The 20,899-nt window shown below is 73.8% G+C and carries 19 protein-coding genes and 2 tRNA genes; 1 reads left to right on the top strand and 20 read right to left on the bottom strand.

Annotated features, from left to right (window positions below; genetic code table 11):
* Positions 1-93: 93 nt before the first annotated feature.
* From ACH499_RS03410 to ACH499_RS03480, 15 genes are all read right to left on the bottom strand, one after another.
* Entirely contained in the window at positions 94-2,850 is a 2,757-nt protein-coding gene (locus ACH499_RS03410) for a ComEC/Rec2 family competence protein (protein ID WP_399013557.1), read from the bottom strand.
* Entirely contained in the window at positions 2,847-3,950 is a 1,104-nt protein-coding gene (locus tag ACH499_RS03415) for a helix-hairpin-helix domain-containing protein (protein WP_399013559.1), read from the bottom strand. The genes ACH499_RS03410 and ACH499_RS03415 overlap by 4 nt, the downstream gene beginning before the upstream one ends.
* Positions 3,951-4,088: 138 nt before the next feature.
* Entirely contained in the window at positions 4,089-4,934 is an 846-nt protein-coding gene (locus ACH499_RS03420; RefSeq protein WP_356196817.1) for a DegV family protein, read from the bottom strand.
* 81 nt (positions 4,935-5,015) lie between these two features.
* On the bottom strand, positions 5,016-5,744 hold the full coding sequence (locus tag ACH499_RS03425; protein ID WP_399013560.1) for a hypothetical protein: 729 nt from the start codon (positions 5,742-5,744) through the stop codon (positions 5,016-5,018).
* Between the two features lie 168 nt (positions 5,745-5,912).
* The gene (leuS, locus tag ACH499_RS03430; protein WP_356196813.1) at positions 5,913-8,798 is read right to left on the bottom strand and encodes a leucine--tRNA ligase; all 2,886 of its coding nucleotides are present in this window, start codon (positions 8,796-8,798) and stop codon (positions 5,913-5,915) included.
* 421 nt (positions 8,799-9,219) lie between these two features.
* A tRNA-Ala gene (locus tag ACH499_RS03435) sits at positions 9,220-9,292 on the bottom strand.
* 139 nt (positions 9,293-9,431) lie between these two features.
* A complete protein-coding gene (locus tag ACH499_RS03440) occupies positions 9,432-9,665 on the bottom strand; it encodes a hypothetical protein (protein WP_003976229.1) in 234 nt (77 codons plus the stop codon).
* A 3-nt stretch (positions 9,666-9,668) separates the two neighbouring features.
* Positions 9,669-9,842, bottom strand: a complete 174-nt coding sequence (locus tag ACH499_RS03445; protein ID WP_356196812.1) for a hypothetical protein — start codon at positions 9,840-9,842, stop codon at positions 9,669-9,671.
* Positions 9,843-10,039: 197 nt separating this feature from the next.
* Positions 10,040-10,112, bottom strand: a tRNA-Ala gene (locus tag ACH499_RS03450).
* Positions 10,113-10,232: 120 nt separating this feature from the next.
* On the bottom strand, positions 10,233-10,910 hold the full coding sequence (locus tag ACH499_RS03455; protein WP_399013812.1) for a histidine phosphatase family protein: 678 nt from the start codon (positions 10,908-10,910) through the stop codon (positions 10,233-10,235).
* A complete protein-coding gene (rsfS, locus tag ACH499_RS03460; RefSeq protein ID WP_356196810.1) occupies positions 10,901-11,347 on the bottom strand; it encodes a ribosome silencing factor in 447 nt (148 codons plus the stop codon). Before rsfS ends, ACH499_RS03455 begins: the two co-directional genes overlap by 10 nt.
* A 101-nt stretch (positions 11,348-11,448) precedes the next feature.
* A complete protein-coding gene (locus ACH499_RS03465; RefSeq protein ID WP_399013564.1) occupies positions 11,449-13,254 on the bottom strand; it encodes an LCP family protein in 1,806 nt (601 codons plus the stop codon).
* A 16-nt stretch (positions 13,255-13,270) separates the two neighbouring features.
* Entirely contained in the window at positions 13,271-13,957 is a 687-nt protein-coding gene (gene nadD / locus ACH499_RS03470) for a nicotinate-nucleotide adenylyltransferase (RefSeq protein WP_356196808.1), read from the bottom strand.
* 57 nt (positions 13,958-14,014) lie between these two features.
* Positions 14,015-14,179, bottom strand: a complete 165-nt coding sequence (locus tag ACH499_RS03475; protein WP_356196805.1) for a hypothetical protein — start codon at positions 14,177-14,179, stop codon at positions 14,015-14,017.
* 127 nt (positions 14,180-14,306) lie between these two features.
* On the bottom strand, positions 14,307-14,468 hold the full coding sequence (locus tag ACH499_RS03480) for a hypothetical protein (protein ID WP_356196803.1): 162 nt from the start codon (positions 14,466-14,468) through the stop codon (positions 14,307-14,309).
* Between the two features lie 142 nt (positions 14,469-14,610).
* Between ACH499_RS03480 and ACH499_RS03485 the strand changes: the two genes are divergently transcribed.
* The gene (locus ACH499_RS03485) at positions 14,611-15,777 is read left to right on the top strand and encodes a M48 family metallopeptidase (protein ID WP_399013813.1); all 1,167 of its coding nucleotides are present in this window, start codon (positions 14,611-14,613) and stop codon (positions 15,775-15,777) included.
* A gap of 13 nt (positions 15,778-15,790) precedes the next feature.
* Here ACH499_RS03485 and ACH499_RS03490 read toward each other — a convergent pair whose 3' ends face one another.
* From ACH499_RS03490 to proB, 5 genes are all read right to left on the bottom strand, one after another.
* Positions 15,791-16,855 carry a hypothetical protein gene (locus tag ACH499_RS03490; protein ID WP_399013567.1) on the bottom strand — a complete coding sequence of 355 codons (1,065 nt, stop codon included), beginning with the start codon at positions 16,853-16,855 and terminating at the stop codon, positions 15,791-15,793.
* Positions 16,856-16,940: 85 nt separating this feature from the next.
* The gene (locus tag ACH499_RS03495) at positions 16,941-17,510 is read right to left on the bottom strand and encodes a hypothetical protein (protein WP_399013568.1); all 570 of its coding nucleotides are present in this window, start codon (positions 17,508-17,510) and stop codon (positions 16,941-16,943) included.
* A gap of 202 nt (positions 17,511-17,712) precedes the next feature.
* Positions 17,713-18,999 carry a glutamate-5-semialdehyde dehydrogenase gene (locus ACH499_RS03500; protein ID WP_356196796.1) on the bottom strand — a complete coding sequence of 429 codons (1,287 nt, stop codon included), beginning with the start codon at positions 18,997-18,999 and terminating at the stop codon, positions 17,713-17,715.
* Positions 19,000-19,059: 60 nt separating this feature from the next.
* Complete coding sequence (locus ACH499_RS03505; RefSeq protein ID WP_356196794.1) at positions 19,060-19,572, bottom strand: hypothetical protein; 513 nt, start codon at positions 19,570-19,572, stop codon at positions 19,060-19,062.
* Positions 19,573-19,705: 133 nt separating this feature from the next.
* Positions 19,706-20,809 carry a glutamate 5-kinase gene (gene proB, locus ACH499_RS03510; protein WP_399013814.1) on the bottom strand — a complete coding sequence of 368 codons (1,104 nt, stop codon included), beginning with the start codon at positions 20,807-20,809 and terminating at the stop codon, positions 19,706-19,708.
* Positions 20,810-20,899: the final 90 nt, after the last annotated feature.

Here is a 20,899-nt window from a genome sequence, read left to right on the forward strand (position 1 = left end):
CAGTTCTCACGAGTGGGCGCATGTGGAACGGATTGGCCGCTCCGAGCGGCATTTCCCACAATTGCGGCACCGCCGCCGCACCGCTCCACCGCCTCAGCCGCCCGCCACGCGCAGCGCGCCCCGCGTGCCCGCCACGGCCAGCGCTCCGTCCCGGTCGGTCCGCAGCACCCTCGCACCCTGGGCACGCAGCGCCGCCACCGTGCCCGGATTCGGGTGCCCGTACGGGTTGTCCTCGCCGCAGCTGATCAGCGCCAGCCGGGGCGCGACCCGCCGGACGAGGCCGGGATCCTGGTGGGCGGAGCCGTGGTGGGCGACCTTGAGCACGTCGACCCCCTCCAGCTCCGCCGCCACCGGTGACCTCGCCAGCTCCCGCTGGGCCGGCGGTTCGAGATCGCCGAGAAGCAGCAGGCGCAGGCCCGCCGTTTGCACCAGCAGAGTCACGCTGGCGTCGTTGGGGCCCTCCGCTCCGGGCGGAGGATGGGGCACCGGGCCGGCCGGCGGGGCGTGCGCGGTCGTCGGGGCCGACGGGGCGTGCGCGGTCGCCGGGGCCGGCGGCGGCCACACCACCTGCCAGGACAGCCCTCCCACCCTCCGCCGCTCGCCGGTGACGGCGTGCCGCAGGGGGATCCGCCGTGCCGCCGCCTGTTCCCCGACGAACGCGGCCTGTTCCGCGGGCTCCTCGTAACCGGTCGTCTCGATGGCGCCCACCGGGCGTCCCCGCAGCACGCCGGGCAGCCCCGCCACGTGGTCGGCGTGGAAGTGGGTGAGCACGACCAGCGGCACCCGGGTGATGCCGAGCGAGCGCAGACAGCGGTCCACGAGCACCGGGTCGGGACCGGCGTCCACGACCACACCCGCACCCGGTCCCGCGGCGAGCACCAGGGCGTCCCCCTGCCCCACGTCGCACACCGCCATCCGCCAGCCCGGCGGCGGCCACCCCGTGAGCATCCGCGGCACCGGTCCCGGCTGCACCACCGCCAGCACCAGCAGCAGCGCGCAGACGGCGCACCACCAGGGGTGCCGCAGCAGCCGCCGCCCGACGAGCAGCACGCCCGCCGTGACGAGGGCGAGCAGCGCCGCCCCGGTCCAGCTGCCCGGCCAGTCCACTCCCGCGCCGGGCAGCGCGGCCCCGGTACGGGCGATCCCCGCGATCCAGCCGGCCGGCCACCCCGCGCACCACGCGAACGCCTCGGCCACCGGCATCGCCCACGGCGCCGTCGCCAGGGCGGCGAACCCCAGCACCGTCGCCGGCGCGACCGCGAACTCCGCGAGCAGGTTGCACGGCACCGCCACCAGGCTCACCCGGGCCGACAGCACGGCGACGACCGGCGCGCACAGGGCCTGCGCGGCACCGGCGGCGGCCAGCGCCTCCGCGAGCCGGGGCGGCACCCGGCGCCGGCGCAGCGCCGCGCTCCACCGTGGCGCGAGGGTGAGCAGGGCACCGGTGGCCAGCACGGAGAGCAGGAAGCCGTAACTGCGGGCCAGCCACGGGTCGTACAGCACCAGCAGCAGTACGGCCGTCGCCAGCGCCGGGACGAGGGACCTGCGGCGTCCGGTGGCCAGCGCGAGCAGCGCGACGCCTCCGCAGGCGGCGGCCCGCAGCACGCTCGGATCGGGCCGGCACACGACGACGAAGCCGAGCGCGAGGGCGCCGCCGAGCAGCGCGGTCGTCCGCAGGGAGAGGCCGAGGCGGGGCGCCAGTCCCCTGCGTTCGCTGTGCTGGGCCAGCCCGGGCGGACCGAGCAGCAGAGCGAGCAGGATGGTGAAGTTCGCCCCGGACACGGCCAGGGTGTGGGCGAGGTCGGTCTCCTTGAACGCCTCGTCCAGCTCCGGGGTGATCCGGGAGGTGTCCCCGACGACCAGGCCCGGCAGCAGGGCGCGCGGGTCCGCCGGCAGCCCGTCGGTGGCCTCCCGCAGCCCGGCGCGCAGCCGCCCGGCCAGCCGTTGCGCACCCGACGGCCCCTCCACCACGTCCGGCGCCGCCCGGCCCCGTACCCGCAGCACGGCGGCGACCCGGTCCCCGCTCCGCCTCGGCGGCGCCGCCCGCGCGACGACCCGCAGCCGGGTGCTCGGCAGCAGGGCGAGCCAGCGCTGGGCGGCCGGTCCGGCACGGGGGGCCTGGGACGGTCCGCCGTCGGAGGGACGGGACGGTCCGCTCCCCGGGGCCGGCGGCCCTTCGCTCGTGGCGGACTCCCGCCCGCCCGTTCCCCCCGGCTCCGCGTCGACGAGCACCAGTACCGGCGTCCGCGTGGCCACCATCCTCCCGTTCCTCTCCGTGACCCGGCGTACGTCGGCCTCGATCAGCACGGTCGGCGGCGCCGCACGCTCCCCGAGGACGCGGGGCCGGGTGAGCCGGGGGTCAGCGGTGATCTCCACCTCGGCGGTGACGGTGGCGTACTGCCGGGCCGACGCGGGCACGGGGCCGCGGCGCAGGTCGGCGCCGTGCAGCGCGGCCGAGGCGGCGGACGCGGCCACACAGAGGAGCACGGCCGCGACCGCCACGGGCGCCCTTCGGGCCGCGGTGCGCCGACGCCCCGTCAGGAGGAGCGCGCAGGCCGCCGCCAGGCAGCCGAGCACCACGGCGACGGCCCACCGCGGCGCCAGGTCCACGGCGAGCGCGGCCGTCGCCCAGGCCGCCAGGGCGGGCGGCACGAGCCGCAGGTCCGTGGGGCCCTCCCGCCGGGGCCGGGCGGCGCCGAGCCGGTGCCCGGAGGCGGCGTGCACGGGTGCCCGCGCGGGGACCGGACCGCCGGTGTATCCAGCCCCGCCCGCCCGGCCCTCCCCCGCCGAGGTGTCCGCCGCCCGGTCGTCCACGCCCGCGCCGGCCGCCGCGCCCCCGGACGCGCTCATGGCCTCACCAGGTCCCGCAGATCGGCGAACCGGCGCTCGCCGATGCCGTTGACCTCGCGCAGTTCGTCCACCGACCGGAAGCCTCCGTGCCGCGTGCGGTAGTCGACGATGTGCTGGGCCAGGACGGGGCCGACGCCCGGCAGCGTGTCGAGCTGCTCCACGGTCGCCGAATTGAGGGAGACCGGGGCCGCCGGGCTCGCCCCCGCCACCGTGCCGGCCGGTGCGCCCGGTCCGCCCGCCGCCGTGCCGCCCGGGCCGGGGCCCGGCGCGCCGACGACGATCTGCTCGCCGTCGACGAGGAACCGGGCCCGGTTCAGTCCCTCGGTCTTCGTGCCGGGCCGCACTCCCCCGGCCGCACGCAGGGCGTCCTCGACCCGCGAACCGGCGGGCAGTCGGTGGACGCCGGGCTCGCGCACCCTGCCTCCGACGTCCACGACGATCTCGGCGCCGGCCGAGGCCGTCGCCGCGGCCCCGGGCGCACCGGGCCCCGTCCCCTCCCCCTCCGAAGTCCCGCCCTCACCCCGCGCCTCCCCGGCGGGGGCCTGCCGCACCACCTCGGGAGCCGCGACCGTCTCCGTACGCCCGGCCCAGAAGTGCTGCGCGGCCAGGACCGCGGCGACGACCAGCAGCACCGTGAGCGCGGCCACGCTGCGCCGCTCCATCCCGCACCGGTTCTGCAGCCACACCGGCATCCGCTCCCGCAGCGCCGCCCCGGCCCGCTCCCGCCGGGTCGGGGCGAGGAGTCCGACGTCGTCGTCGGCGCCACCGGAACGCACCGGACCCACCGGCGAGCCGCCCACGCCCGGCCCGTCGCCGGGATCACCGGCACCGCCCCCACCGGGCGGCGCCTCCGCCCCCGGCTCCCCCCACGCCCCGGCCCGTTCACGGGACAACACGTCCGCCCGTTCACCGGACGGCGCATCCGTCCGTTCACCGAACAGCGCGTCCGCCCGCCGACGGACCTCCGCCGCCGACGCATGGCGGTGCCTGCCGTGTGTGCGTGGTCGACGGCGGGGACGGCGGACACGGCCGTCGGACGCCGGTCCACGGCCCGGGCCGCTGCTCGCGGCCGCCGTGCGGGGGTGTGATCGAAGAGCCATGCGCCGAGGATCGGACACCTCGGCCCCACCGCGATGATCATGGTCCATTCCCGTGGAGGGCCGAAGCGTTGTGGAAAACTCCGCCCCCCGCGCGGGTGACGCAAAGACCCGGCGCCTTCCGGCGCCCTCCTCGCGCCCCTACCGCGCAGAGACCACGACCCCCAGCAGCCCGGGCCCCGTGTGCGCGCCGATCACCGCGCCGACCTCGCTCACATGCAGGTCGGCCAGCCCCGGCACTCTCTCCCGCAGCCGGTCCGCCAGCACGGACGCCCGTTCGGGGGCGGCGAGATGGTGGACGGCGATGTCGACCTGAGCGCTGCCTGCCCGGTCCGCGGCGATCTCCTCCAGGCGGGCGATCGCCTTCGTCGCCGTGCGCACCTTCTCCAGTGGTTCGATGCGTCCGCCGGCGAGCTGGAGCAGCGGCTTCACCGCGAGCGCGGAACCGAGCAGGGCCTGGGCCGCCCCGATCCGGCCGCCGCGGCGCAGGTAGTCGAGGGTGTCGACGTAGAAGTAGGCGGCCGTCTGGGAGGCCCGCTTCTCCGCCGCGGTGACGGCCTCGTCCACCGTGCCTCCCGTCTGCGCCGTCTCGGCGGCGGCGAGCGCGCAGAACCCGAGGGCCATGGCGATCATCCCGGTGTCCACGACCCGTACCGGGACCGGTGCCCGGCGCGCGGCGACGACCGCGGCGTCGTAGGTGCCCGAGAGTTCGGCGGACAGGTGGAGGGAGACGATGCCGTCGGCGCCCGACTCGGCGATCCTCCGGTAGGTCTCGGCGAAGACTTCGGGGCCGGGGCGCGAGGTGGTGACCGGGCGTCGCTTCTGGAGGGCCTGCGCGAGCGAGCGGGTGGAGATCTCGGTGCCCTCCTCCAGGGCCCGGTCCCCCAGGACCACCGTCAGGGGCACCGCGGTGATGCCGTGCCGTTCCATCGTCCGGGCCGGGAGGTAGGCCGTTGAATCCGTGACGATAGCGACATGGCGGGACATGAGCTGGAGGTTACCTGGCGTACTGCCCGGAGGGCAGACCGGGCCCGACGACCGTGCGGCACCGGGCCGCGAGGACGCCCGTCAGGCCGTGTTCTCCGGGCGGGCCTGCTTCTGCCAGGGGTGCACGGGCCGCGGGCCGGGCGGGGTGATGGCGGGCCGCGTCGGATCCTGGGCCTCGTCGTGCCGCGGGGCCCGCGGCCGGCTGCGCCCGTCGGCCGGGGTGTCGGCGGCCGGCGCCTCGGGCCAGGACGCCGGGGCCGGCTCCGTCTCCGTCCAGTGCCGCAGGGCACCGGCCTCGACGTCGATCTGCGCGCTGAGCGAGTCCAGGTCGTCGTCGGCGAAGCGGCGGGCGCGGTCGCGGGCCGCCCAGCGCAGCGACTCGGCCGACCGGGCGATGCGCTCGGTGCGCTCGCGCAGCTCGGGCAGGCGCTCGGCGACCGTGGCCCGGTCCGGGTCGGACTCCAGGCGCCTGAGCTCGGCGTCCAGTTCGAAGCCGTGGGCGCTGAGCCGGTCGAACAGGGCGAGGGACTCCTTGAGGGACGCGTCCTCGGCCACGCCCGCGTGCAGCGCGTCCTGCGTGGCGCGCATCGAGGTGCGCAGCGTCAGGCGGAGCTGCGCAAGTTCGGCCGCGGGGCCGGTCTGGACGAGAGACTTGGCCCGCAGGGTGTGGTCCTCGACCGTGCGGCGGGCCTGCGTGATGCCCCGGTCCACGCTGCGCTTGGCCACGCCGACGGCCTTCACCGTGGCGTAGACGCCCAGCACGACGGCGAGCACGAAGAGCAGGGCGAAGACTGCGATCACTGCTTCCACGAAGCTCCTCCTCGAACCGTCCGGTCGCCCGGCGGCAGGCCACGGCGCCCGCCGCGCCGCTCTTCCACGGTAAACGCAACGGGCAGGCCCAGGGTTCCGCCGGAACCCCGAACCTGCCCGTAGGGGACTACCCCGAACCGCCGACCGGTCACCCGGACCGCCGGCCCGTCACGCCGGGACGATGTTCACCAGCTTGGGTGCCCGCACGATGACCTTGCGGATCCCGGCGCCGTCCAGCGCGGCCACGACCTTCTCGTCGGCCAGCGCCGCCTTCTCCAGCTCCTCGTCGGAGATGGACGGGGCGACCTCCAGCCGGGCCTTGACCTTGCCCTTGATCTGCACGACACAGGTCACCGTCTCGTCCACGACGTACGCCGGGTCGGCGACCGGGAAGTCATGGTGGACGACGGAGTCGGTGTGACCCAGCCGGCGCCACAGCTCCTCGGCGACGTGCGGGGCCAGCGGCGCGACCAGCAGCACCAGCGGCTCGGCGACCGAACGGGGCAGCGCGCCGCCCGTCTTGGTCAGGTGGTTGTTCAGCTCGGTGACCTTGGCGATGGCGGTGTTGAACCGCATGGCCTCCAGGTCGCCGCGCACCCCGTCGATCGCCTTGTGCAGGGCGCGCAGGGTGTCCTCGTCGGGCTCGGCGTCGACGACCGTGACCTCGCCGGTGTTCTCGTCGACGACGTTGCGCCACAGCCGCTGCAGCAGCCGGAACTGGCCCACCACCGCGCGCGTGTCCCACGGCCGGGAGACGTCCAGCGGCCCCATGGCCATCTCGTACAGGCGCAGGGTGTCGGCGCCGTACTCGGCGCAGATCTCGTCCGGGGTGACCGCGTTCTTCAGGGACTTGCCCATCTTGCCCAGCAGCCGGGAGACCTTCTCGCCCTGGTACCAGTAGGCGCCGTCGCGCTCCTCGACCTCGGCGGCCGGCACGGCGATGCCGCGGCTGTCGCGGTAGACGTAGGCCTGGATCATGCCCTGGTTGAACAGCTTGTGGAACGGCTCGGCCGAGGACACGTGTCCCAGGTCGAACAGGACCTTGGACCAGAAGCGCGCGTACAGCAGGTGCAGCACGGCGTGCTCGGCGCCGCCGACGTACAGGTCGACGCCGCCGTGCGGCAGGCCCTCGCGCGGGCCCATCCAGTACCGCTCGTTCTCCGGGCCGACCAGACGCTCGCTGTTGTGCGGGTCCAGGTAGCGGAACTCGTACCAGCAGGAACCGGCCCAGTTGGGCATGGTGTTGGTCTCGCGGCGGAACCGGCGGGGGCCGCGCCCGTCGCCCAGGTCCAGGGTGACGTTGACCCAGTCCTCGTTGCGCGACAGCGGCGTCTCGGGCTGCGTGTCGGCGTCGTCCGGGTCGAAGGTGCGCGGCGAGTAGTCCTCGACCTCGGGCAGCTCCAGCGGCAGCATCGACTCGGGCAGGGCGTGGGCGACGCCGTCCTCGTCGTAGACGATCGGGAAGGGCTCGCCCCAGTAGCGCTGGCGGCTGAACAGCCAGTCGCGCAGGCGGAAGTTGACGGTGCCCTCGCCGGTGCCGGTGCGCTCCAGCCACTCGGTGATGCGCGCCTTGGCGTCGGTGACGCCCAGGCCGTCCAGGGAGATCTCACCGTTCGACGAGTTGACGATCTTGGCGTCGTAGGAGGCGAAGGCGTCGTCCCACGTGGCCGTGTCGGTGCCGCGGCCGTCCGTCGGCTCCACGACGCAGCGGACGGGCAGCTCGAAGGCGCGCGCGAAGGCGAAGTCACGCGTGTCGTGCGCCGGGACGGCCATGATCGCGCCGGTGCCGTAGCCCATCAGGACGTAGTCGGCGATGAAGACGGGGACCCGCTCGCCGTTGACCGGGTTGACGGCGAACGAGCCGGTGAAGACGCCGGTCTTGTCCTTGGCCTCGGCCTGCCGCTCGACGTCGGACTTGGAGGCGGCCTGCGCCCGGTACGCGGCGACGGCCTCGGCGGGAGTGGCGTGACCCCCGGTCCACACCTCGTGGGTGCCCTCGGGCCAGGCGTCCGGGGTGAACTTCTCGACCAGCGGGTGCTCGGGCGCCAGCACCATGTAGGTCGCGCCGAACAGGGTGTCGGGACGGGTGGTGAAGACGGTGATGCGCTCGCCGTCGATGGGGAAGTCGACGCGGGCGCCCTCGGAGCGGCCGATCCAGTTGCGCTGCTGCAGCTTGATGGCCTCGGGCCAGTCCAGCTCCTCCAGGTCCTCCAGCAGCCGGTCGGCGTAGGCGGTGATGCGCATGTTCCACTGGCGCAGCTTGGCCTTGAAGACCGGGAAGTTGCCGCGCTCGGAGCGGCCGTCGGCGGTGACCTCCTCGTTGGCCAGCACGGTGCCCAGGCCGGGACACCAGTTGACCGGCGCGTCGGAGGCGTAGGCCAGGCGGTACTCGCCCAGCACGTCGGCGCGCTCCGACTCGCTCAGCTCGTTCCAGGAGCGGCCCCCGGGCAGCGCGCGCTCACCGGAGGCGAACTGGGCGACCAGCTCGTCGATGGGGCGGGCCTTCTTCGACTCCTCGTCGTACCAGGAGTTGAAGATCTGCAGGAAGATCCACTGGGTCCACTTGTAGTACTCGGGGTCGATCGTGGCGAACGACCGGCGCTTGTCGTGGCCCAGGCCCAGCCGGCGGAGCTGGACCTTCATGTTCTCCATGTTGGCCTCGGTCGACACGCGCGGGTGCGTGCCGGTCTGCACGGCGTACTGCTCGGCGGGCAGGCCGAATGCGTCGAAGCCCAGGGTGTGCAGGACGTTGTGGCCGGTCATCCGCTGGAAGCGGGCGTAGACGTCCGTGGCGATGTAGCCCAGGGGGTGACCGACGTGCAGTCCCGCACCGGAGGGGTACGGGAACATGTCCATGATGAACTTCTTGGGCTTGGCGACCAGCTCCGGGTCGCCCGCCAGGTCGCCCTCGGGGTTCGGCGCGGCGTACGTCCCCTCGGCGTCCCAGAAGTCCTGCCAGCGTGCCTCGATCTCGGCGGCCATGGCAGCCGTGTAGCGGTGCGGCGCGGCGTCCGCCGACACAGGGGCGGTCGCCGCGGGGTTCGTCTCGCTCATGATCCTCAAAGCTCCATCGATCGTCTGCGCCAGCGGCTGCGACTTTCCAGAAATGAAAAATCCCCTCGCACAGGAGGGGACGCCGCGCCGATTCCGGCCACCGGACTACGACCGGGGCCGGGACTGATCAGCGCGGCTCGCTAAGCAGAAGGCGTACGGCACGCATGGCGTCAGGGTACCGCAGTCGCCGATCGGGCCGCGACGCGCTTCACCGCCACCTTCTTTTGACAACGACGCGATCACTCAATCCTCGTACTCGCGGCGCTCGCCCTGCCCATCGAGGAGGACCGCCGCGCCGGGGCCCCACCCCCGCGCAACCTGTGTCCCTCCCCCGGGCCGGGGACACCGGGCGCGCGGACGCCGAGCGGAGACGACGGAACGAGAGAACCCCCCGGATCGATGATCCGGGGGGTTCTTCCTGTGGAGCTAAGGAGAATTGAACTCCTGACCTCCTGCATGCCATGCAGGCGCTCTACCAACTGAGCTATAGCCCCTTGTTTCCTTCGTTCCGCCCGGTTTCCCCGGCGGCGACGCCAACATTACACGGTCCACCGGGTCCAACACCAAATCGTTTCCAGTTTGCCCGATTTGCCCTCTTGTGACGGCCGCTACACCCTCCCGTGGAGGTCGGCGCTAGGCCGTCACGAAGGAGTAGAACCGCTTGAGCGTGCAGTGCTCCTCAAGGAGCCGGCCGTAGATCGGCTCGCCCTCGAGTTCGCGGTACGTCTCGATGGGGTCGCCCTTTATGATCAGCGCCCGCGCGCACTCCTCGCACCAGTACTGGTAGTCCGGGTTGACCGGCTCCATGTCCCGCACGATCGGGGTGCCGCTCCCGCACCAGTCGCACTTCCGCCTGTGTGCACCCATCGGTCAGCTCCAGGTGTGGCCGCAGGCCGTGCACACGTACGAGATGCCGCCGTTGTCACCGAGGACCTGGGCGACGTGCGCGGAACCGCAGGAAGGGCAGCGAAGACGGGTGGCCGTGTTCCGTGTCACCGCTCCGTCGAGGAGGTGACCGACCTCCTCGAGGATGCTCGCAGGCATCGCCACTCCCTCCCGTCGGGCCGCGGTCCCCTTCCGGCCGTTTGATTCTGCCACGACCTGGCCAATACGGTCAGCGACGCCTCGGTACCGGTCCGGACACGGAGTTCCCGGGTACGCCCGCGGGGGCGAGATCGCTCAACCGTCGGGGCAACGAAAAATCCCGCCCCCCGAAGGGGACGGGATTCGTCCGTGGACTGTGGAGCTAAGGAGAATTGAACTCCTGACCTCCTGCATGCCATGCAGGCGCTCTACCAACTGAGCTATAGCCCCTTGCTACCACCCGGCCGGGCCGTGTGGTGTTTCCCCCCGCTCGGCGGGGCGAACAAGAAGAACTTTAGCCTGCGACCTGCCAGAAAGTGAAATCCGGGTCCCCGGGACCCCGGCCGGGGGTCAGTCGTCGTCGCCGAGCACCGGTTCCGGCAGCGTGCCGGCGTTGTGCTCCAGCAGACGCCAGCCCCGGGCGCCCTCGCCCAGCACGGACCAGCAGCAGTTGGTCAGGCCGCCCAGGCTCTCCCAGGTCTGCGGCTCCAGCCCGAGGAGCCGGCCGATGGTGGTGCGGATGGTGCCGCCGTGGCTGACCACGACGAGCGTGCCGTCCTCGGGGAGCTTCTCGGCGTGCCGGAGGACCACGGGAGCGGCCCGGTCGGCCACCTCGGTCTCCAGCTCGCCGCCGCCCCGGCGGACCGGCTCGCCGCGCTTCCACGCCGCGTACTCGTCGCCGTACCGGGCGATGATCTCCTCGTGCGTCAGCCCCTGCCAGACGCCCGCGTAGGTCTCCCGCAGGTTCTCCTCCAGGGTCACCTCCAGGCCGGTGAGCGCGGCCAGCTCGGCGGCCGTGCTCGCGGCCCGGCCGAGGTCGGAGGAGACGATGGCGTCCGGCCCGAGGGCGACCAGCAGCCGGGCGGCGCGGCGGGCCTGGGCGACGCCTGCCGCGGTCAGCTCGACGTCCGTGGTGCCCTGGAAGCGGCGCTCCACGTTCCACGAGGTCTGGCCGTGCCGCCACAGGATGACGCGGCGGCCGCGGCCCTGCCCGCCGGCCGCCACCTCGCCGGTGGCGCTCACCGCCAGTCCCCGTCGGTCTCCGTCGCCTCCTCGGCGGCCTGGAGCCGGGCGTGCTCCTCCGCCTTGCCGCGGGTCTCCTTGGCGTCGGCGGGCAGCTCCAGCTCGGGGCAGTCCTTCCACAGGCGCTCCAGCGCGTAGAAGACGCGCTCCTCGCTGTGCTGGACGTGGACGACGATGTCGACGTAGTCGAGCAGGACCCAGCGGGCCTCGCGGTCGCCCTCGCGGCGGACCGGCTTGGCGCCGAGCTCCTTGTTCAGGCGCTCCTCGATCTCGTCGACGATCGACTTGACCTGGCGGTCGTTGGGGGCGGAGGCCAGCAGGAAGGCATCCGTGATCGACAGCACGTCGCTGACGTCGTAGGCGATGATGTCGTGCGCGAGCTTGTCGGCTGCCGCCTGCGCGGCGGTGTTGATGAGTTCGATGGAGCGGTCGGTCGCGGTCACTGCGTGGCTTTCGGTCGGCGGTCGGTTGACCTCAAGGGTCTCACGACCGCCGACGGGTCCCCACGGGATAACGCCGGCGCCGGACGGGCGCCGGCGCCCGGCTACGTCGCCGGCTCGTAGTCCCGGCCGAGGACCACCGAGACGTCCGCGTTCGCCGTGACCTTGCCCTGGGTGACGGAGCCGGCGGGCAGGCCCAGCGTCTTGGCGACCTCCACCGCGTTCTCCTTGCCGGCCGCGTCCGCGTACAGGACCTGCGAGGCGGACGCGGTCCCGGAGGCGGTGCCACCCTCCAGGAAGGTGAAGCCGCCGTTGAGGAGGGCGACGCGGGCCTGGCCGGCGCGGTCCTCGACGCCGGTGGCGTTGCGGACCGAGACGCTGACCGCCGCGTCCTTGTCGGGGCTCTTGGCGGTGCCGCCGAGGACCTCCTTGACGACCTTGTCGCCGGCCTCGGCGCCGAGCCGTCCGTCGCCGCCGACCGGCAGCAGCGTGGTGCCGAAGTCGCCGCCCTTGGCGAGTTCGGAGAGCCCGGCGAGGAAGGAGCCGAGGTCCTTCTCGGTGAGCGGTGGGTCCAGGACCAGGCCGAGGGTCTGGACGGTGGTCGTCGCGGCGTCCGGGTCGGAGGACATCTTGCGCAGCACCCCGTGCATGACCTGCCCGAACCGCTCGAGCTGGGCGTCGGCGGACTCGCCGGAGCCGCGGTGGGTGGCGTAGGCGACGGCCATCTTGCCGCCGAGGGTCTGCTTCTGTCCCTTGTGCACGAGGGGCGCGGCGCCCTTGTCCTTGGCGTCCGGGTCGGGCACGTCGGTGTCGGTGTCGATCTCGATGTTGCCGACGAGGTCCACCAGGATCTGGAGGAAGGGCGTGTCGAGCCGCCAGGTGCCCTCGATGTCGGTACCGAGGACCGAGTCGAGCGCGGTCCGGGTGGCGTCGGGCCCGGCGTCCTCCACGGACTCGGCGAGCGTGGTCGTGGTGCCGTCGTCGCCGGTCAGCGCGAGGGAGTTGGGCAGCAGCACGGTGGTGCCGCGCTGGGTGGTGGTGTTGTTCACGAGCAGGGCCGTGGAGGTGCCGCCGCCCGCGGTGTCGTGCAGGTGGACGGCGATCACGTCGCGTTTCTGGGCGCCCGCCGCCGTCGCCCCGCCGGTCTCGGTGTCCGACGAGGACAGGCCGGGCAGCTTCCCGGCGTACCAGAGGTAACCGACGCCGCCGACGGCCACGAGGGCGAGGGCGACGACCAGGGCGAGGACCCGGGTGCGGGCGCGGCGGCGGGCCTCCTCGCGGCGCTCGGTGCGGTTCTCGGTGAACTTGAGCCAGTCGATGACGTCCTCGGAGTCGTCTGTCGGCTCCTCGACGAAGGCGAACTGCTCGGTCCGGTACTCCTGTTCCGGTTCCGCGTGCTCCGCCGCCTCCGGCTCCTCGGACGGGCCGGGCTGCTGCGGGATGCGGGGCGCCTGCTCGGCGACGAGGGGCTGCCGGCCGCCCGTCGCGGCCTGGCCGAACGCGTCGTACGAGGACTGCGCGGCGCGGCCGTGGCCGTCGTACCGGTCGGGTCCTGCGGCGGGGGCGGGCTGCTGCTGCCCCGTGTCGTAGCCGCCCTGGGCGCCGTAGGGGTCGTAGGGCGCGGCGGTCTGCGGGGTGCCCGTGACGTACGGGTCGTGGCCGTAGCCCTGCCCGTACTGGCCCTGCTGTCCGTAGCCGCCCTGCTGTCCGTAGCCGCCCTGCTGCCCGTACTGGTCCTGCTGTCCGTACTGCCCCTGCTGCTGCCCGTACGGGTCGTACGTCTGCTGCGGGCCGGGGGTGCCCGGGAGCTGGGCCTGGCGGTACACCGGCCGGCCGTACTCGTCGTAGCCGACGAGTTCGTACTGGTCGGCCTCGCCGTTGCCGTATCCCGCGTCGTATCGGTCGTTCACCGGTGCCCCTCTCGGCTCAGTCGCCGCGGTAGAGCTGGCGCTTGTCGATGTAGCGCACGACTCCGTCCGGCACGAGGTACCAGACGGGCTCGCCCTGGGCGACCCTCGCACGGCAGTCGGTGGAGGAGATGGCGAGGGCGGGGACCTCGATCAGCGAGACGCCGCCCTTGGGAAGTCCGGCGTCCGACAGCGTGTGACCGGGCCGGGTGACGCCGATGAAGTGCGCGAGGGAGAACAGTTCCTCACTGTCGCGCCAGGTGAGGATCTGGGCGAGGGCGTCGGCGCCGGTGATGAAGAACAGGTCCGTGTCCGGGTTGAGCGCGCGCAGGTCGCGCAGGGTGTCCACGGTGTAGGTGGGGCCGCCGCGGTCGATGTCGATGCGGCTGACCGAGAACTGCGGGTTCTCCACGGTGGCGACGACCGTCATCAGGTAGCGGTCCTCCGCCGCGGAAACCGCGCGGTGGCTCTTCTGCCACGGCTCCCCGGTGGGGACGAACACCACCTCGTCGAGGTGGAACTGCGCGGCGACCTCACTGGCCGCGACGAGGTGCCCGTGGTGGATCGGGTCGAAGGTCCCGCCCATGACGCCGAGGCGGCGCTTGCCCGTTCGCGCCGGGCCGTTCCCCGGACCGGGCAGCGAGCGGTCGCGCGAGCCCCTGACCGCGCCGTGCGCCGGACCGGTAGGCATGTCCTGCTCTCCCATGCGTGCAGACCCTACCGGCCCGGCTCCGGAGCCCCGGCCGCCAGACCCCCTTCGTGCTCAGCGGTCGCGGTTGAAGCGGGTGGTGACCCACAGCAGGAGCAGCAGGATGAACAGCGCGGCGCCGCCGGTGAGGTAGGGGCTGAGGCTCTGGTGGTTGCCGCCGTGGCCCTCGCCCTCGGCAGCGAGGGTGACCAACTGGGCAGCAGTGCTGTGGAAGCTCATCTTCGGCAGGACCTATCAGGTGTGGGCGGGATAAGGACGTCCGGTCATCGTATGCGGGCGCCCCGCGGGCGATCACGCCGACTCCGCCGTTGGGGACGGTCCCCGGCCGGGGAACCTTCCGCCTGCCTCAGTCGTCCTTCCGCTTGTACCCCCGCAGCAGGAACCACGCGGTCAGCACACAGCCCACCACCATCACGATCAGGACGACCCGGAGCAGATTGCCCGCCCCTTGCTGCTCTGCCGCGGTCACCGCCTCGGCGAGCCATGCGGTGTGGGGGGTGTGCTCCATGACGGTGACTCCTTCGCTGTACTGCCCGTCCACGGTATCCCCGCCCAGGCTGGGCCCGGCTCCAGGGGCGCAAAGGACAGCACAAGGGTTCGCAAAAGGCCTTACTCACCTACAGGCCACATCCACGCACATGGGGGAAGACATGTCCGACGGCCACCAGCACAACGGGCACGGGAAGGTGCCGGGCAGGCAGCGCAGGCGCTTCCCGGGGATCTCCTCGCGTGCGTACGAGCATCCCGCCGACCGCAGTGCCCTGGTGGCGCTGCGCAAGCTGAGCGGTTTCGACACGGTGTTCAAGGCCCTGAGCGGCCTGCTGCCCGAGCGGAGCCTGCGGCTGCTGTTCCTGTCCGACTCGGTGCGCGTCTCGGACCGGCAGTTCGCGCACCTCAACGACATGCTGCGGGACGCCTGCTACATCCTGGACCTGGAGAAGGTCCCGCCGATGTACGTCAACCAGGACCCGAACCCGAACGCGATGTGCGTCGGCCTGGACGAGCCGATCATCGTCGTCACCACGGGTCTGGTCGAGCTGCTGGACGAGGAGGAGATGCGGGCGGTCGTCGGCCACGAGGTCGGGCACGCGCTGTCCGGCCACTCGGTCTACCGGACCGTCCTGCTCTTCCTGACCTCGCTCGCCGTCCGGGTCGCCTGGATCCCGCTGGGCAATGTGGCGATCATGGCGATCGTGACCGCGCTGCGCGAGTGGTTCCGCAAGTCGGAGCTGTCGGCCGACCGCGCGGGGCTGCTGGTCGGCCAGGACCTCCAGGCGTCCATGCGGGGCCTGATGAAGCTCGCGGGCGGCAACCACCTGCACGAGATGAACGTGGACGCCTTCCTGGAGCAGGCCGACGAGTACGAGGCCGGGGGCGACCTGCGCGACTCGGTGCTGAAGATCCTGAACGTGCTGCCCCGCTCGCACCCCTTCGCCACGGTGCGCGCCGCCGAGCTGAAGAAGTGGGCGGCCTCCCGCGACCACCAGCGGCTCATGGACGGCCACTACCCGCGGCGCGAGGACGACAGGGACACGTCGGTGCGGGACTCCTTCCGCGAGTCGGCGTCCAGCTACGCCACTCAGGTGCGCAGCTCCAAGGACCCGCTGATGAAGCTGGTGAACGACATCGCGGGCGGCGCCGGCGACCTGGGCGACCGGATGCGCCGGGGCTTCGGCGGCTTCACGTCCTCCCCGCCGAGGTCGCCCAAGGACCCGGACGGCACCCCGGGCGGTACGGGGCGCGAGGGCACGGACGGCGGCGACGGGCCGGGCGGCCCCTCGGCGCCGGACGACCGGCCGCCGCGCGACGGCGCCTGAGCCGGCCCCGCGCTCACGCCGCCGGCTGGGCGCCCGAGGCCAGGGTGCCGCAGACGGCCGCCCCGCCGCCGCTGGTGAACGGGTCGGTGACGGCGGGGCCGCCGCCCTTGGCGGTCTGGCCGGCGAGCAGTGGCCGCAGGTGGCCCGCCGAGTCCTCGGCGCAGGACAGCGGCCCGGCCTGGACGTAGGAGGCCACGAGCTGCGTCTGGTGCAGGCGCAGGTCGTCGCGGTCGAAGCGGAAGACCAGCTCGCGCCGGACGGTGAACAGGGACACCTCGGCGCGGGCGTCGCCGGCGGCCCGCAGCGGATAGACCATCGTGTGGTCGGCGGTGACCTCCAGGGTGGACGCGTCGCTCTCCACGGCCCGCAGGGTGCCGCGCACCCGGATCTCGTCGCCGGCGAGCTGGGCCCGGGCGCGGTCGAAGCGCACCAGCCATCCGGTGGGCGCGTGCCGGCCGTCGGCGGCGGGGTGGGCGAAACTCGCGTCGAACTGCTCGAGCTGATCGGGGTCGAGCAGCACCCGGACCGAGCGGACCTCGCCGCCGCCGAGCACGCCGGGGTCGAGCGCCGAGCGGACGATGTAGTTCTTGGCGGTGGTCAGCGCGTTCGTCACCTGGTCGTCCGAGAAGTGCGCGGTGCGCCGGGCGCCCGGCAGCGGCACACCCTCGGCCCCGGCCGCGAAGTGGGCGGCCGGGCTGCGCGCGTACAGGGCGGCGGCGTCCGCGGCGCCGGGGACCTTGCCCCGGGGGGCGAGCGGGACGACGGTCATCCGTGCCTGCTCGGCGGCCTGCTGGGCGGCGGGGCTCTGGTACGGGTGCCGTACGCCCATGTAGATCGCGGTGCCGAAGGCGAGGGTGATCAGCACGAACAGGAGGAGCACCTGCCGGGACACGCCCCGGCGCAGCGGCGGGCGGCGGCGTACGGCGGGCGCGTGGTCGGCCATGCGCTCGCGCGCGGAGAATTCCTGCAGGCGGGCAGCGCGCACGAACGACTCGTCGAAGACGACGGATCGGTATTCGTCCTCTCCGCCTCCGGGGGCGCCCTCGGGCCCTCCCGGCGGGTCGCCAGGGCCTGCCATATCTTCAGGGTAGGTCCGGGAGGAGCCCCGTAAACGCGGTGGTACGGGTCAAGTTGGGCCGGCTCGGCGCCGCCGGTGCGGCAGGTCAGGGGCTGCGCGGGATCACCGGGACGGCGGGCCCGGAGTGGCCGGCCGAGGCCGAGGGCGCCGTCGTGGCGCCCTGTTCCGAGCCCGTCGAGGCGGGCGCGGGCACCTGCTGGGGGCTGCCGCCCGAGGAGGCGCCGCGGTAGACCGCCGCGAAGGCCAGGGCGACCATGCCGACGCCCATCAGCAGGGCGAGCAGCCAGGCGACGGGCCGGTGCCAGCGGACCTGCTTGCCGGTGGCCGGCGGCGCGCCGTAGGGGCGGTCGAGGAGGTCGCGGTCGTCGTCCGGGTCGTCGAGGTCGGGATCATGGCCGAGATCGCCGTACCGGTCGTCGTAGCGCTCGACTCCGGCGCGGCCGCGGCGGGCCGCTTCCGCCTCGGTGGCCTCGGCACGGGCCTCGGCGGCGGCCAGGAGGCGTTCCACGGCGGTCGGCTCGTGCACCGCGGCCGCCCGTACGAAAGCCTCGTCGAAGACCACGGAGGCGAACTCTTCGTCCGACACCCCGCGGTCGTGGTCGTCGTCGGGCTCCCAGCCGTCCGGGAACGGCGTGCCCCCCACGTCCTCCGGCACGGGACCAGCCTAGACGCGGGGGGTCGATTTGGGCAGACGGCGGGGAAATTCATCCGGTGGGTGAGATGCCCCGATCGGTGCGGCTGCGCCCGGCAGGGGCGTGCCTCCCGCATATGCCCCTGCCCGAACCCCGTTCGCGCCCCCAAAACCCGTAACGCGCTCGGCGTGCCCCGGCGCACGGGGGTGCGCCCCGGCGCGTGCGTCAGCGCCGTACGTGCCCGTCGCCGGTGACGATGTACTTGGTGCTGGTCAGCTCCGGCAGCCCCATCGGGCCGCGGGCGTGCAGCTTCTGCGTGGAGATGCCGATCTCGGCGCCGAAGCCGAACTGGCCGCCGTCGGTGAAGCGGGTGGAGGCGTTCACGGCCACGGTCGTGGAGTCGACCAGTCGGGTGAAGCGCCGGGCGGCCTGCTGCGAGGTCGTCACGATGGCCTCGGTGTGGCCGGAGGTCCACAGCCGGATGTGCTCGACGGCCCTGTCGAGGGAGTCGACGACCGCGGCGGCGATGTCGTACGACAGGTACTCCGTCTCCCAGTCCTCGGGCGTTGCCTCGACCACGGTCGCCCGGGAGTCCTTGGCGTACGCCATGACCCGCTCGTCGGCGTGCACGGTGACCCCGGCCTCCCCGAGGGCGTCCAGGGCGCGGGGCAGGAACTCGGCGGCGATGTCCTGGTGGACGAGGAGGGTCTCGGCGGCGTTGCAGACGCTGACGCGCTGGGCCTTGGAGTTGATCAGGATGTCGACGGCCGTGTCGATGTCGGCCTGCGCGTCGACGTAGACGTGGCAGTTGCCGGTGCCGGTCTCGATGACGGGGACGGTGGACTCCTGCACGACCGTGTTGATCAGCGAGGCGCCGCCGCGCGGGATCAGCACGTCGACCAGGCCGCGGGCCCGCATCAGCTCCCGCACGCTCTCACGGCTCTCGCCGGGCACGAGCTGCACGGCGTCGGCGGGCAGCCCGGCCCCGCCGACGGCGTCGCGGACAACCCGGACGAGGGCGGTGTTCGACCGGTAGGCGGAGGAGGAGCCCCGCAGCAGCACGGCGTTGCCGGACTTCAGGCACAGGGCGGCGGCGTCGACGGTGACGTTGGGCCGGCCCTCGTAGATGATGCCGACCACGCCGAGCGGCACCCGGACCTGGCGCAGGTCGATGCCGTTGGGGAGGGTGGATCCGCGCACGACCTCGCCGACCGGGTCGGGCAGGGCGACGACGTCGCGCACGTCGGAGGCGATGGCGCGGACCCGCTCCGGGGTCAGGGTCAGCCGGTCGACGATGGCCTCGCTGGTCCCGGCGGCGCGGGCCTTGGCCACGTCCTGGGCGTTGGCCTCGACGATCTCGCTCGTGCGGACCTCCAGGGCGTCCGCGACGGCGAGCAGCGCGTCGTCCTTCGCGGCCCGCGGCAGCGGCGCGAGGTCGGCCGCGGCGGCCTTGGCCCGGTAGGCGGCCCGGGTGACCGGGGACATCGAGTCGTACGGCGAGAGCGTGGTCATGGGGGAAGGGTAGTGCGCCGGGCGGGGGCGTTCACTGGTCGTCCCACACCGCGAGATGGGTCAAAACGGGTGAACGCCGACGGGGGTCGCCGGGGCCGGTCCGTAGCCGGCGGCGATGCGCTGGTGGTAGGTCGCCCGGTCGATGACCTCCAGGCCGACGATCTCCCAGGGCGGCAGTCCCGCGGTCCGCCGGTGCTCGCCCCACAGGCGCAGGGCGACGGCGGCGGCGTCGTGCAGGTCGCGGGCCTCCTCCCAGTACCGGATCTCGGCGTGGTCGTCGGCGTAGCGGCTGGTCAGCAGGAAGGGGTGGTCGTGGGCGAGTTGCTCCAGGGCGCGGCGCACCTCGGACAGCGGGGCGCGGGCGCCGGAGACGCTGAGCGTGACGTGCCACAGCCGGGGGGCGTGCGCCGGGTCCTCGCCCCGGAAGCGGTCGCCGGCCGCGACGCTCGTCAGGGCGCGCTCCTCGCCGGCCGCGCCGCGGGCACCGCCACGCGCGCCGGCGCGAGGTCCGGTACCGCCCCGGGAGCCGGTACCACCGCGGGACGCCGGCGTCCCAGGGCGCACTCCGCTCACGACGGCCTCCTCCACGCGCACGGCTCGCCCGGTCGTCGGCCGGGCTTTCCCTGAGGAAAGTTGAGCAGGCCGCACGGGATCCCGTGGCGGTTTTGCGGAACGTCCACCACCGATTCGGGGACGTTTCGACCTATTACGGGTGCAGGATCACCAGATCGTCCCTGTGTACGACCTCACGTTCGTACGCCGGTCCGAGTTCGCGCGCCAGCTCCCGGGTGGAGCGGCCGATCAGCCGCGGGATCTCCTTGGCGTCGAAGCCGACCAGCCCCCGGGCGACCGCGTGCCCGGCGCCGTCGCGCAGTTCCACGGGGTCGCCCGCGGCGAACTCGCCCTCGACCCCGGCGATACCGGCCGGCAGCAGCGACTTGCGGCCCCCGACGACCGCGTGCACCGCCCCGTCGTCCAGGACGAGGGCGCCGCGCGGGGTGGAGGCGTGCTGGAGCCACAGCAGCCGGTCGGTGGAGCGCTTGCCGGTGGCGTGGAAGTAGGTCCCGGTGTCCCCGCCGGCCAGGGCGTCGGCCGCGTGGACCGCGCTGGTCAGCACCACGGGGATGCCCGCGGCGGCGGCGATGCGGGCCGCCTCGACCTTGGTGACCATGCCGCCGGTGCCGACCCCGGCCTTGCCCGCGCTGCCGATCTCGACGTCCGCGAGGTCGGCCGGGCTCCTCACCTGCGCTATCCGCGAGGTGCCGGGCTTGCCGGGATCGCCGTCGTAGACGCCGTCGACGTCGGACAGGAGCACCAGCAGGTCGGCGCGGACCAGGTGGGCGACGAGGGCGGCCAGCCGGTCGTTGTCGCCGAAGCGGATCTCGTCGGTGGCGACCGTGTCGTTCTCGTTGACGACCGGGAGGGCGCCCATCGCCAGGAGCTTGTCGAGGGTGCGGGAGGCGTTGCGGTGCTGGGAACGGCGGCTCATGTCGTCGGTGGTCAGCAGCACCTGGCCGACGCGGACGCCGTAGCGGGCGAAGGAGGCGGTGTAGCGGGCGACCAGCAGGCCCTGGCCCACGCTGGCCGCGGCCTGCTGCCGGGCCAGGTCGCGCGGCCGGCGGCGCAGCCCGAGGGGGGCGAGGCCGGCGGCGATGGCGCCGGACGAGACGAGGACGATCTCCTTGTCGCCGCCGCGCGCCTTGGCGAGGACGTCGACGAGCGCGTCGACACGGTCGGCGTCCAGGCCGCCCGCCGCCGTGGTCAGCGAGGAGGACCCGACCTTGACGACGATCCTGCGCGCCTGCGTCACCCCGTGCCTTGCCACTGTCACCTGCGTCGTCCTCACTCGGCTGTTCCCGCGCCCTGCTCCGGGCGGCGCGGCCAATCTACGCGAGCGGGG

The organism is Streptomyces sp. NPDC018947, assembly GCF_044390505.1.
Classification (GTDB): Bacteria; Actinomycetota; Actinomycetes; order Streptomycetales; family Streptomycetaceae; genus Streptomyces.